We start from the raw sequence: 12,518 nt of genomic DNA on the forward strand, positions 1-12,518 counted from the left end.
GGCGCACCCTACGTCTTGCCAGCGGCCCCCGTAGGGTGCGCCGCGCGCACCGTTAACCGACGAAAACCCAAAACACCCAACAGCGTTTGCGCCACGAGGCGTCGTGCGGCCGTGGAGCCGAGCCGTCGCAGGGCGCGCCGCGCGCACCGTTACGCGATGGAGACGAAAACGCCCGGCGGATGCCGGGCGTTTTGCCTGCAACGGGTGACGTCAGTTGGCGCTGGCCACCGGCACCAGCGGCGCGGTGCGTTCCTGCCAACCGCCACCGAGGGCCTTGTACAGGTTCACTTCGCTGGTCAGCTGGGCGAGACGGTCACCGATCATGTTCTGCTGCACGCTGAACAGCTGGCGCTGTGCATCGAGCAGGATCAGGTAGCTGTCCACGCCACCGCGGTAACGGCGATCGGCGAGTTTGTAGTAGTCCTCGGTGCTGGCCACCAGTTGACGCTGGGCCTCGAGCTGCTCGCGGTAGGTCTGCCGCGCGACGAGACCGTCGGAGACTTCCTGGAACGCGGTCTGGATGGTTTTCTCGTAGTCCGCCACTTCGATGTTCTTGGCGATCTCGATGGCATCCAGGCTGGCGCTCAGGCTACCGGCGGTGAAGATCGGCAGGTTGATCTGCGGCTCGAACAGCCAGGTCCCCGAGCCGCCGTCGAACAGGCCGGACAGCTGGCTGCTCGCCGTACCGGCGTTGGCCGTCAGCGTGATGCTCGGGAAGAACGCCGCGCGGGCGGCGCCGATCACCGCGTTGGCGGCCTTCAGGTTGTGCTCGGCGGCAAGGATGTCCGGGCGCCGCTGCAGCAGTTCGGAAGGCAGGCCGGCCGGGACTTCCGCCAGCTGCACGGCGTACAGGTCGTCGTCCGGCTGCAGGTTCTGCGGCAGCGGACCGCCGAGCAGCAGGGCCAGCGCGTTGCGGTCCTGGGCGACCTGGCGGCGGTACTGCGCGACGCTGACGCGCGCGCTGTCCACCGAAGTGCGCGCCTGGCGCAGGTCCAGCGCCGAGCTGGCGCCGACGTCGAAGGTGCGCTGGCTCAGCTCGTAGGTGCGCTGGTAGGTGCCCAGCGTGTCGTTGGCGAGCTTGAGCAGCGCCTGGTCCGCCTGCAGGGTGAACCAGGCGTTGGCGACGCTCGCCACCAGGCTGATCTGCGTGCTGCGCTGCGCTTCGGCGGTGGCGAAGTACTGCTCCAGCGCCTGTTCGTTGAGGCTGCGCAGGCGCCCGAAGAGGTCCAGCTCCCAGGCACTGATGCCGACGGTGGCGCTGTACTGGCTGCTGATGGACGCCCCGTCCGAGCGCGACAGGTCGGCCGGCAGGCGCTGGCGTGTGGCGCCGCCGCCGACGCTGACCTGCGGATACAGCTCGGCACGCTGGATGCGGTACTGCGCGCGGTAGGCATCGACGTTCAGCGCGGCGACGCGCAGGTCGCGGTTGTTCTGCAGGGCGCTGCTGATCAGCAGTTGCAGGTCGGCGTCCTGGAAGAACTCGCGCCAGCCCAGCTCGGCGGCGGGCGTGCCGCCGGCGGTGTTGGACTCCGGATAGACGTCGCCGGCCGGGTAGGCCGCGTCCACCGGTGCCGCGGGGCGCTGGTAGTCGGGGATCAGCGAGCAACCCGTCAGGGCGCTGAGCAGCGCCAGGCTCAAGAGAGACTTTTTCATTGCTCGGCCTCCTCGCTCGTGGCCTTCGGACGTTTGTCCTTGGCTATCGAGCTGACCATTACGTAGAACAGCGGCACCCAGAAGATCGCCAGGACGGTGGCCGACAGCATGCCGCCGATCACCCCGGTACCGATCGCGTGCTGGCTGCCCGATCCGGCGCCGTTGGAGATCGCCAGCGGCACCACGCCGAGGATGAACGCCAGCGAGGTCATGATGATCGGCCGCAGACGCAGGCGGCAGGCCTCGATCGCCGCCTCGGTCAGGGATTTGCCCTGCTCGTGCAGCTCCTTGGCGAACTCGACGATGAGGATCGCGTTCTTCGCCGCCAGACCGATGGTGGTCAGCAGCCCGACCTGGAAGAACACGTCGTTGGACAGGCCGCGCCAGCTGGTGAACAACAGCGCCCCGATGATCCCCAGCGGCACCACCAGCATCACCGAGAACGGAATCGACCAGCTCTCGTAGAGCGCCGCCAGGCAGAGGAATACCACCAGCAGCGACAGCGCGTAGAGCGCCGGAGCCTGCGAGCCGGACAGCCGTTCCTCGTAGGACAGGCCGGTCCAGGAATAACCGATACCGTCAGGCATCTCCTTCATGATCTCCTCGACCGCCGCCATCGCCGCGCCGGTGCTCTGGCCGGGGGCAGGCTCGCCGAGGATCTCGATCGCCGACACGCCGTTGTAGCGTGACAGCTTCGGCGAACCGTAGATCCAGCGGCCGCTGGAGAAGGCGCTGAAGGGCACCATCTGCCCGTCGGCGTTGCGCACGTACCACTTGTTCAGGTCGTCAGGAGACATCCGTGCATTGGGCTGTCCCTGCAGATAGACCTTCTTCACCCGACCGCGGTCGATGAAGTCGTTCACGTAGCTGGACCCCCAGGCAATGCTCACCGTGTCATTGATATCCGCCAGGCTGACGCCATGGGCACGCGCCTTCTCGTCGTCGATCTCGAGCTGGTATTGCGGCTCGTCGGCGACGCCGTTGATGCGGGTGCGAGCGAGCGCCGGATTCTTCGACGCGAGCGCCATGAACTTGCCGGCGGCCTGATTGAGGGCCTCGTGACCGACACCCGCCTGATCCTGCAAGTAGAAGTCGAAGCCTGTGGCGTTGCCCAGTTCCAGCACCGCCGGCGGGGCGAAAGCGAACACCATGGCATCGCGGAAGGCGAAGAAATGCGCCTGCGCGCGCCCGGCGAGGGAGAACACGTCGTTGCCCTTGTCGGTGCGGTCCGCCCAGGGCTTGAGCATGATGAAGGCCATGCCCGAACTCTGCCCGCGGCCGGCGAAGTTGAAGCCCGTCACGGTGAACACCGAACTGACCGTGCTCGATTCATCCTTGAGCAGGTACTCGCGCATCTGGTCCACCACCGCCTGGGTGCGCTCCGCGGTCGAACCGACCGGCGTCTGTACCTGGGCGAACAGCACGCCCTGGTCTTCCTCGGGAAGGAACGCGGTGGGAATACGGGTGAACATCCAGACCATGATGCCGACGATCACCAGGTACATCAGCAGGTAGGGCGCCTTGTGCCTGAGGATGGACCCCACGCTGCGTTCGTAGCGGTGCACGCCGCGCTCGAAGGAGCGATTGAACCAGCCGAAGAAGCCGCGCTTGCCTTCGCCGTGGTCACCCTTTTTCACCGGCTTGAGCAAGGTCGCGCAGAGCGCCGGAGTGAATACCAGGGCAACCAGCACCGAGAGCGCCATGGCCGACACGATGGTGATCGAGAACTGCCGGTAGATCACCCCGGTGGAACCGCCAAAGAACGCCATCGGCAGGAACACCGCGGAAAGCACCAGAGCGATGCCGACCAGCGCACCCTGGATCTGCCCCATGGATTTGCGAGTGGCCTCCAGCGGCGACAGGCCTTCCTCGGTCATCACCCGCTCGACGTTCTCCACCACCACGATCGCATCGTCCACCAGCAGGCCGATGGCCAGGACCATGGCGAACATGGTCAGCGTGTTGATGGTGAAGCCGCAGGCGGCGAGAACGCCGAAGGTTCCCAGCAGCACCACCGGCACCGCCAGGGTCGGGATCAGCGTGGCACGGAAGTTCTGCAGGAACAGGAACATCACCAGGAAGACCAGCACGATGGCTTCGCCCAGCGTGTGCACCACACCTTCGATGGAAGCGGACACCACCGGCGTGGTGTCGTAGGGAAACACCGCCTCGACGCCGGCCGGGAAGAACGGCTTCAGCCGATCGACGGTGGCGCGGATCGCCTTGGCGGTTTCCAGCGCGTTGGCGCCAGTGGCCAGCTTGATCGCCAGGCCCGACGCGGGGTTACCGTTGTACTGCGCGCTGATCGCGTAGTTCTCGCCGCCCAGTTCGACCTTGGCCACATCGCCGAGACGCACCTGGGAGCCGTCCGGGTTGACCTTGAGCAGGATCGCGCTGAACTGCTCGGCGGTCTGCAGGCGGGTCTTGCCGACGATGGTGGCGTTAAGCTGCTGGCCCGGTACGGCAGGCAGGCCGCCGAGCTGGCCGGAGGACACCTGAACGTTCTGCGCCTGGATCGCGGTGCGCACGTCCACCGGGGTCAGCTGGAAGTTGTTCAGCTTGGCCGGATCGAGCCAGATGCGCATGGCGTACTGCGCACCGAAGACCTGGAAGTCACCGACACCCTTGGTCCGCGAAATCGGGTCCTGGATGTTGGAGACGATGTAGTTCGCCAGGTCGTTCCTGTTCATGCTGCCGTCGGTCGAGACCAGGCCGATCACCATGAGGAAGTTCTTCACCGCCTTGGTCACCCGGATGCCCTGTTGCTGGACCTCCTGCGGCAACAGCGGGGTGGCGAGTTGCAGCTTGTTCTGTACCTGGACCTGGGCGATGTCGGGGTTGGTGCCCTGCTCGAAGGTCACGGTGATGGTCATGCTGCCGTCGGAGTTGCTCTCCGAGCTGATGTAACGCAGACCGTCGATGCCGTTCATCTGCTGCTCGATCACCTGCACCACCGTGTCCTGCACGGTCTGCGCCGAGGCGCCGGGATAGGTGACCTGGATGCCGACAGCCGGCGGCGCGATGCTCGGGTACTGGTTGATCGGCAGCTTGAGGATGGACAGGGCACCGGCGAGCATGATCACCAGCGCGATAACCCAAGCGAAGATCGGTCGATCGATAAAGAATCTGGACATATGGGGGCGAGCCTCTGCGCCTTACTGCTGACCCTGGTCGCCGTTGGCCGGCGCGGGTTTGGCGGAATTGCCCTGAACGTTGCTTGCCGGACCGGCCTTCACTTCGGCGCCGGCTTGAACATACTGCAGGCCTTCGGTAATGACCCGGTCGCCGGCCTTGAGGCCTTCGCTGACCAGCCACTGGTTACCGACGGCGCGGTCAGCCTTGAGTACACGGGTTTCGACCTTGTTCTCGGCGTTCACTACCATCGCGACCGCCTCACCTTTCGGATTGCGCGTCACGCCCTGCTGAGGCACCAGAATGGCCTCGCTGCGCACGCCGCCCACCAGCTCGGCATGCACGAACATTCCCGGCAGCAGCATGTGGTCTGGGTTGGGGAAGACCGCGCGCAGGGTCACTGAGCCGGTGCCCTCGTCGACGCTGACTTCGGAGAACTCGAGCGTGCCCTCGTGGGCGTAGGTGCTGCCGTCCTCCAAGGTCAGAGTAACCTTGGCGGCGTTTTCCCCGGCCTTCTGCAGCTGGCCGCTGTCGAGATCACGACGCAGCTGGAGCATCTGCTTGGACGCCTGGGTGACATCGACGTAGATCGGATCGAGCTGCTGGATGATCGCCATCGCATCGGCCTGGCCGGTGTTGACCAGCGCGCCCTCGGTCACCATCGAACGACCGATGCGGCCGCTGATCGGCGCCAGGACCTTGGTGTAGCGCACGTTGATACGCGCCTGCTCCAGCGCCGCTTCGGCCTCCAGCGTGGCGGCGCGCGCCTCGTCGTAGTCCTGGCGGCTGACGGCCTGATCGGCGACCAGCGCCTTGTAGCGGTCGGAACGCGAACGCGCCGATGCGAGCGTCGCCTCGGCGCTCTTGAGGGTCGCCTGGTAGGTGGCCGGATCGATCTGATAGAGCTGATCGTTGACCTTGACCTCGCTGCCTTCCTTGAACAGGCGCTTGAGGATGATGCCGCTCACCTGCGGACGCACTTCGGCGATGCGGAAGGCCGAGGTGCGGCCCGGCAGCTCGAAGGTGCTCGCGTAAGGCTGCGCCTGCAGCGTGACCACACCGACCTGAGGTGCGCTCGGTGCCTGCTTTGGAGCTTCCTGCTTGCCACAGCCGACGAGCACGAGGGCTGCTGCCAGGGCCGGAACCAGCGCACGCATGGCGTAGGGTGATCGCATGACTTTTCCTCACAAAATTGAGTAAACGACCGAACACGCCCGGGGCGGCTCGGCTGGGAAAACCTGGCTAAAGAGGGTGCGAGACCCCGGAAAGGGGGCGACGTCATTATTGATATCGGGTAACTTTAATTGCAGATAGTTGACATGATCAACTATATTTTCTCATCCCTTACTTTCCGGCCCGACGAATGTCCGAACCCGACCTGTCCCGCGCGCTGCGCTGGGTCTTCCTGAAGCTTCGGCGAAACATCCTGTCGAAATTCCAGGAAGCCGGCGTACCGCTGAACCCGCCCGATGCGCACATGCTGGAGATGCTCGAGATAGAGCCCGGCCTGAGTCCGCAGGACCTGGCGCGGCTGAGTGGCATCGACAAGGCCTACATCACCCGCCGCGTCCGCGAACTGGAAACCCACGGGTTGATCTGCCGCTGCCGCGACGAACAGGACCAGCGACGTTTTCGCCTGTACCTCAATCCCGACGGGTTGCAGACGATGAATCGCGCCCAGGAATTGATCCATCAGTGCGAGGAAGAGATGTTCGCGCCGCTGGACCCGGCGGACCGGCAGACGCTCACCACGCTGCTGGCCAAGTGCCTGAAGAAGGACGACGACACGCCGTCTCAGTAGGTTCCCCGCCGCGCCGGACGGCGCAGCGTGGTCAGGCCGCGCAGGCCCCCAGATACGCCTCGACATCCACTTCGTCCATCTGCTCGGCGTGCAGGTAGCGCGCGCCGTAGCGCAGGTGCAGGCCGGCGCGCAGGAACAGCGCGAACAGGTCCGCATCGATATGGCCCTTGTCGCGCAGGTTGGCGAGGATGCGGATCGACTCGGAGAGCGTCTTGGCTTTCTTGTACGGCCGGTCCGATGCCGTCAGCGCCTCGAAGATGTCGGCGATCGCCATGATCCGCGCCGGAATCGACAGGCTGTTGCGGTCCAGCTGCCGCGGGTAGCCGGTGCCCAGCAGCGTCTCGTGATGGGTGCCGGCGTACTCCGGCACGCGCTTGAGGTTGGCCGGCAGCGCCAGGTTCTCGAGCATCACGATGGTCTGGATGATGTGCTCGTTGACCTTGAAGCGCTCCTCCTCGGTCAGGGTGCCGCGGCTGATGCTCAGGTTGTAGAGCTCGCCATGGTTGTACAGGTGCTCGGGGACGTTGATCTTGAAGCCGTATTTCGGGTCCAGCGCCTTGCCCGGCGGGCGCGGCAGCAGGTGCGCCGGCTTGTCCGCGAGCAACTGTTCGACCGCCGGCAGCGGCTGCACCGGAACAGCCTGCAGGCGCTCGAGCTCGCCGTGCGAGAGCCCCAGGCGGTCGTCGAAGTGGCGGACCCAGCGGCGCTCGGAGAGGCTACGCAGCGCCTCGATGCGTTCCTCGGCCATCAGCTCGCCACCGATGTTGCATTCGGCGACGAGGGCGAAATCCGCGTGCAGCCGGGCGACCTCGTCCCGATGTCGCGCCTCCACCCGCGCCTCGTCCTCTCCCCCGCGCAGCGCTTCCAGGCGGGCGATGTCGGCATCGCGCAGCAGCACCTCGAAGCGCATGCGCACCTCGTGGATGCGGTTGTAGACGGTTTCCAGCTTGGTCGCCTTGTCCACCACGTGCTCGGGCGTGGTGATCTTGCCGCAGTCGTGCAGCCAGGCACCGATGCGGAACTCGCGCCACTCGTCGGCGCTGGCGAAGTTGAAATCGGCCAGCGGCCCTTCGCTGACCTTGCAGGCCTCTTCGGCGAGCATGATCGCCAGGTCCGGCACGCGCTCGCAGTGTCCGCCGGTGTAGGGGCTCTTGGCATCGATGGCGCCGGCGAGAATCTCGATCATCGAATCGATCAGAACCTTCTGCGCATCGATCAGGTTGTGGTTCTCCAGCGCCATCGCCGACTGCGAGGCGAGCGCCTCGACGAAGCTCAGGACCTGACGTGGAAAGGCGATCACATCGCCGCTCTGTGGGTCGATGGCGTTCATGAACTGCAGCACGCCGATCACCTCGCCCTGCCGCGGCGCCAGGGGCACCGTAAGCATCGACACGGTGTGGTAGCCGGACTCGCTGTCGTAGTGACGCGTGCCGCTGAGGTCGAAACGGGTCTCGCTGTAGACGTCGTCGATCAGCACCGCCTCGTTGTGCAGCGCCACGTAGGTGGACACGTGCTTTTCGTTGGGCGCGCCGCTGAGCGGGTCGTGCAGCGGAATCTCGAAGGACGGAAGCGCATCGTCCATCGAACGCAGCGCGAAGCGCAGGCTGTCGTGCTCGGTCTTCAGGTACATGGTCGCGGCATCGGCGTTACAGATGCGCTTGCCTTCGAGCAGGATGTGCCGCAGCAGCGCGGTGCGGTCGCGTTCGGACGAGAGCAGCAGGCCGTTCTCCACCAGGCTGGAAAGCTTGTGCTGGGTTTCCTGCAGGGTCCGGGTCTGACGCTGCAATGCGGCTTTCATCTCGGCATGGTTGCGGCTCAGGCTGTCCACCTCGAAGAACACCGACTCCTGCGGCAGCCTTCCGGAAAAGTCGAGATCGCGGATCAGCCGGGTGTCTTCGGCCAGGGTATCGATGGTGCGGTTCATGCTGCGGAAGCCGAACAGCACGGTGGGCAGCGTCACCAGCACGCAGAGGAACGAAAGCAGCAGCGCCTGCTTCGGATCGACGCCCAGATTCAGCGCCAGGATCGGCAGCATCTGCAGGACGAAGAATCCCGCCAGCAAGACCGTCCAGCTCTGGAATCTGAACTTGAATATCCATGATGTCATACTGCAATCTGCTCCTCATCGACGGCCCGTATTCTCTGGCCTGCAGCCTGGTGCTGCGGCGCGTTCGAGTTACGGGCCGTACTGCCGATGTCCGTCGTCGCGGACTCTGACCCACTCACTGGAGGTTATATGCTTTTCAATAAAAAGACCTCACCCCGCGCGCTCGCCGGCCTGTTCCTCGTCGCCTGCGTCGCCCACGCGGAACCCGGCGACAAGCCCATCGGCTACGTGATGAAAGTCAGCGGAGAAGCCTTCGTGGTGACCGACGGCGTCGCCCGGCCGGCGAGCGTCGGCATGCCGCTGCAGGTCGGCTCCAGCCTGCGTACCGGGCCAGCCGGCACGCTCGGCGTGACCTTCGAGGACAGTACGCTGATGTCCTTCGGCCCGAACAGCGAACTGAAGGTCGACGAATACCTCTACGAGCCAGCCAAGGGCGATCTCAAGCTCAACGCCAACATCAGCCGCGGGACGCTCAACTACATCTCCGGGGTGATCGCCAAGCTCAAGCCGGAAGCGGTCGAGGTGCATACGCCGACCGGCACCATCGGCGTGCGCGGCACGCACTTCCTGGTCAAGGTCGAGGAGGCAGGCCAATGATGACTCGCCTGTTCGGCCTGCTGCTGTTCGGCCTGCTCGCCAGCGGCTGCGCCAGCAAGCCTGCGTCCTACGTGGTGCTTATGGAAAGCCCGGATGGCAGCACCGGGGCGATCACCGTCAGTACCGCCCAGGGCACCACGCTGGTCAACCAGAAGCAGCAGGGCGTGATGCTCGACGGCAAGGCTGCCCAGACCGCCGTGCCGGTGGAGCCGCAGCGCATCGCGGCGGACTTCACCCCCGCGCTGAACGCGCAGCCGGCGCTGCCGGTGAGCTACCTGCTGTACTTCAAGTCCGGCGGCGCGGTGCTCACCGACGAATCCAAGCTGGCGCTGCAGGAAGTGCTGAAGACGATCATCTCCCGAGGGCCGTCAGCGGTGTCGGTGATCGGCCACACCGACACCGAAAGCGGCGCGGCGTGGAACGAGAAGATCGGCCAGAAACGCGCGGAAACCATCGCCAAGCTGTTGCGCGACAACGGCGTGCAGGTGCTGGAACTGGTGGTCACCTCCCACGGCGAACGCAACCTGCTGGTGAAGACGCCCGACGACACCGCGGAGCCGAAGAACCGCCGCGTCGAAGTGCTGGTCCGCTGACGCCCTACTTGCGCGTCATCGCCCACTGCGTGCCGCGTTCGCCGGCGCGCAGTCGGTGCACATGGAAAGCCACCAGACCGTCGCCCGGTCGCGTGGCATGCAGCGCCTCGAAGGCTTCCAGGGCGCCGGCCGGATCTTGCTCCAGCAGGGCGAAGGCCGCGTCGTACTGTTCATCTGCCGCCTCGCCGCGCAGCGGTTCGAACACCGCAACCGGCTCGTTCTTGCCTTTCAACACCACGCTTCCGACCGCCCGCATGGGTGCCCATGGGCAGTGCTCGCGGATCGCCACGGACACGCACAGCGTGGTGCCGATGTGCTGGTTCAGGCTTTCCAGGCGCGAGGCGGTGTTCACCGGGTCGCCCAGCGCGCGGTAGTCGAAGATCGCCGAGCCACCGAAATTGCCGACCACCACTTCGCCGCTGTGCACACCGATGCGCGTCAGCCCGAACGGCGTGCCGCGGGCTTGCAGGGCGGCCGCGTAGTCCTCGGTGAAGCGCTGGATGGTCTGGCCGCAAGCCAGCGCGCGGGCCGGGTGATCGGCCTGCTGCACGGGCGCGGAAAACATGATCGCCACGGCGTCGCCGACGATCCGGTCGAGGGTGCCGTCATGCGCGAAGGCGATGCGGATGATGCCCTCCAGGTAATCGTTGAGCAGGCCCACCGCCTCTTCCGCCGGCTGGCTCTCCATCAGCCGGGTGTAGCCGGTCAAATCGGTGAAGACGAAGCTGCACTGCTGCCGCTGGCCGCCCAGTTGCAACTGCCCGGGGTTCTTCATCAGGTGCGCCACCAGGTTCGGCGACACGTAGCGGGAGAACGCCTCGCGCACCCAGCGCTGCTCGCGCTCGGCGGCCATGTGCCGGACGATGCTGGCAACGATGAACACCACGCCCAGCCCGAGCGAGGGTACGAACAGGTCGAGCAGCAGCTGGTAGCGGGCGAACGCCAGCCATCCGGCGGCGCTCAACGCGAGCAGGATCGCGCCGCCGACCAGTGTCGACACCAGCGCGCGGCTGCGCAGGGCGAGCAGGCTGAGAAGTATCCCGCCGAGCAGCACCAGCACGGTTTCCACCGCCATCGCCCAATCGGGACGGGTCAGGTAGTCGCCGCCGAGCACCTGTTCCAGCGCCTGGGCATGCACCTCGACGCCCGGAATGATTCCGCCCAGCGGACTGAAGCGCAGGTCCTGCAGGCCCTGCGCCGAGGTGCCGATCAGCACGATGGCGCCGGCCAGCGCCGAGGCCGGAGCCTCGCCGGCCAGCACCTGCCAGGCCGGCAGGCTGCGCGACGGTCGATGCGCGGTGAAATGCACCCACATCTCGCCGCTGGCTGTGGTCGGAATGCGAGCGGCGCCGACCCCGACCTGCTCGATCCCGCTGTCCTCGTCGACCCGCAGCCGGTAGCTGCGCGCGCCCTGGCCGACCCGCAGCGCTTCCGCCACCAGCGACGGCAGCAGCGTGTCGCCAACCCGCAGGAACAACGGCACCCGGCGCACCACACCGTCGGCGTCGGGAAGAAAGGTCATGCTGCCGTTGCCGGCCGCCGCCCGTTGCAGCGCGGGCAGGGCCGAAACGGTGCCGCCGAACGCCGGCAGCCAGGGCAACGGCGAAGCCCCCTGCAGCACGCTGCCGAAGCGACTTGCCGGCAACTCGCCACGGGATTCGCCGCGCTCGGCGGCAAAGCCCAGCACCACGCCGCCGTTGCGCAGCGCGCCGGCGAGCACCTCATCGTTGTCCGGCAGTCGCGCCAGCTCGGCGCTCACGGCGGGAGGAAGAGGCGTGTCGCGCAGGAGTGCGGACGGCGAGGTGCGGTCGCGCTCGGCGAACAGCACGTCGAACACGATCGCCGCCGCGCCGGCCTGCTGCAGACGCTCCACCAGCTCCGCCACCCGCGTGCGCGGCCAGGGCCACTGGCCGATCCGCGCCAGGCTCTGCTCGTCGAGATCGACGATGCGCACCGGCGCGTCGCGGTAGACCCGCGGCTGCCAGCGCTGGTACTGGTCGAACACCGCATTGCGCACCGCCAGCAGGGGCAAGGGCTGGCTCAGGTACAGCGCGAGAACCGCGGCGATCGCCAGGAACGGCAACCACGGCAGCACGCGGTTGGGTTGGAAAGACGGCACCTGCGCTCACTCCCTGCGTTGAAGGCGTCCCTGTGTCCGGTTCAGCCGCAGGAGGCGCGGGTGATCAGGTCGGCGTCGTCGGTATCCAGGTTCAGCCGCTGGGAGTCGTATTCGAGCGTCACCGCGGTTCCCGGCCTGAGCACCCGAGCGCGCTGCGCGCCGGCTTGCAGGCGGGCCTGCTCGAGAACGGCGGGATTGACCGGATGCCCGATCAGCGACTGCACCGCGCTAGCCGTGCAGGTCTCGGCAGGAGGCGTGGCCGCGGGCTGCAACGCGGCGGACGGCGCCTCGTCATGGCTGGCACAACCGGCGAGCAGGGCGACAGGCAGCAGCCAGGCGCAATGGGTTTTCTTCGAAAGCATGCGGGTTCTCCGATGGACTGGAGGCCGAACCATACCAGCTCGGGGCGTCGGCGACAGCGTGGTCCGACCTGGCGCAATCGCCCGCGCGGAAACGACAAAGCCCCCGCAAGGCGGGCTTTTTCGTGGAACGGTGCAGGTCAGCGCGAGGCGGATG

General features: G+C 66.6%; 9 protein-coding genes. 3 read left to right on the forward strand and 6 right to left on the reverse strand.

Annotated elements, in window-relative coordinates:
- Positions 1 to 210: 210 nt before the first annotated feature.
- Genes adeC through QMX85_RS07235 form a run of 3 tightly spaced genes read right to left on the reverse strand, consistent with a single transcriptional unit; the run spans position 211 to position 5,960 of the window.
- The gene (gene adeC, locus QMX85_RS07225) at positions 211 to 1,653 is read right to left on the reverse strand and encodes an AdeC/AdeK/OprM family multidrug efflux complex outer membrane factor (RefSeq protein ID WP_282339450.1); all 1,443 of its coding nucleotides are present in this window, start codon (positions 1,651 to 1,653) and stop codon (positions 211 to 213) included.
- Positions 1,650 to 4,787 (reverse strand): efflux RND transporter permease subunit, encoded by a 3,138-nt coding sequence (locus QMX85_RS07230; protein ID WP_282339451.1) that lies wholly within the window; start codon positions 4,785 to 4,787, stop codon positions 1,650 to 1,652. The genes adeC and QMX85_RS07230 overlap by 4 nt, the downstream gene beginning before the upstream one ends.
- Positions 4,788 to 4,808: 21 nt before the next feature.
- The gene (locus tag QMX85_RS07235; protein WP_282339452.1) at positions 4,809 to 5,960 is read right to left on the reverse strand and encodes an efflux RND transporter periplasmic adaptor subunit; all 1,152 of its coding nucleotides are present in this window, start codon (positions 5,958 to 5,960) and stop codon (positions 4,809 to 4,811) included.
- Between the two features lie 188 nt (positions 5,961 to 6,148).
- Here QMX85_RS07235 and QMX85_RS07240 point away from each other — a divergent pair, with 188 nt between their 5' ends.
- Entirely contained in the window at positions 6,149 to 6,586 is a 438-nt protein-coding gene (locus QMX85_RS07240; RefSeq protein ID WP_090224622.1) for a MarR family transcriptional regulator, read from the forward strand.
- Positions 6,587 to 6,617: 31 nt separating this feature from the next.
- On the opposite strand, the gene QMX85_RS07245 is transcribed toward QMX85_RS07240, so the two are convergent.
- Complete coding sequence (locus QMX85_RS07245) at positions 6,618 to 8,693, reverse strand: HD family phosphohydrolase (RefSeq protein ID WP_282339453.1); 2,076 nt, start codon at positions 8,691 to 8,693, stop codon at positions 6,618 to 6,620.
- A 129-nt stretch (positions 8,694 to 8,822) separates the two neighbouring features.
- Between QMX85_RS07245 and QMX85_RS07250 the strand changes: the two genes are divergently transcribed.
- On the forward strand, positions 8,823 to 9,290 hold the full coding sequence (locus QMX85_RS07250; RefSeq protein WP_282339454.1) for a FecR domain-containing protein: 468 nt from the start codon (positions 8,823 to 8,825) through the stop codon (positions 9,288 to 9,290).
- The gene (locus tag QMX85_RS07255) at positions 9,287 to 9,883 is read left to right on the forward strand and encodes an OmpA family protein (protein ID WP_282339455.1); all 597 of its coding nucleotides are present in this window, start codon (positions 9,287 to 9,289) and stop codon (positions 9,881 to 9,883) included. The genes QMX85_RS07250 and QMX85_RS07255 overlap by 4 nt, the downstream gene beginning before the upstream one ends.
- 4 nt (positions 9,884 to 9,887) lie before the next feature.
- On the opposite strand, the gene QMX85_RS07260 is transcribed toward QMX85_RS07255, so the two are convergent.
- Both QMX85_RS07260 and QMX85_RS07265 read right to left on the reverse strand, forming a co-directional pair.
- Entirely contained in the window at positions 9,888 to 12,002 is a 2,115-nt protein-coding gene (locus tag QMX85_RS07260; protein WP_282339456.1) for an adenylate/guanylate cyclase domain-containing protein, read from the reverse strand.
- A gap of 41 nt (positions 12,003 to 12,043) precedes the next feature.
- Complete coding sequence (locus QMX85_RS07265; protein ID WP_273230865.1) at positions 12,044 to 12,364, reverse strand: I78 family peptidase inhibitor; 321 nt, start codon at positions 12,362 to 12,364, stop codon at positions 12,044 to 12,046.
- Between the last annotated feature and the right edge of the window lie 154 nt (positions 12,365 to 12,518).

This window comes from Pseudomonas sp. PS02288, assembly GCF_029959715.1.
Taxonomy (GTDB): Bacteria; Pseudomonadota; Gammaproteobacteria; order Pseudomonadales; family Pseudomonadaceae; genus Pseudomonas_O; species Pseudomonas_O kuykendallii.

Bases quoted from the DNA above. Each gene is read 5' to 3' on its own strand.
- QMX85_RS07250 (WP_282339454.1), top strand. From the start codon at position 8,823: ATGCTTTTCAATAAAAAGACCTCACCCCGCGCGCTCGCCGGCCTGTTC.
- QMX85_RS07245 (WP_282339453.1), bottom strand. From the start codon at position 8,693: ATGACATCATGGATATTCAAGTTCAGATTCCAGAGCTGGACGGTCTTG.
- adeC (WP_282339450.1), bottom strand. From the start codon at position 1,653: ATGAAAAAGTCTCTCTTGAGCCTGGCGCTGCTCAGCGCCCTGACGGGT.
- QMX85_RS07240 (WP_090224622.1), top strand. From the start codon at position 6,149: ATGTCCGAACCCGACCTGTCCCGCGCGCTGCGCTGGGTCTTCCTGAAG.
- QMX85_RS07235 (WP_282339452.1), bottom strand. From the start codon at position 5,960: ATGCGATCACCCTACGCCATGCGTGCGCTGGTTCCGGCCCTGGCAGCA.
- QMX85_RS07230 (WP_282339451.1), bottom strand. From the start codon at position 4,787: ATGTCCAGATTCTTTATCGATCGACCGATCTTCGCTTGGGTTATCGCG.
- QMX85_RS07255 (WP_282339455.1), top strand. From the start codon at position 9,287: ATGATGACTCGCCTGTTCGGCCTGCTGCTGTTCGGCCTGCTCGCCAGC.
- QMX85_RS07265 (WP_273230865.1), bottom strand. From the start codon at position 12,364: ATGCTTTCGAAGAAAACCCATTGCGCCTGGCTGCTGCCTGTCGCCCTG.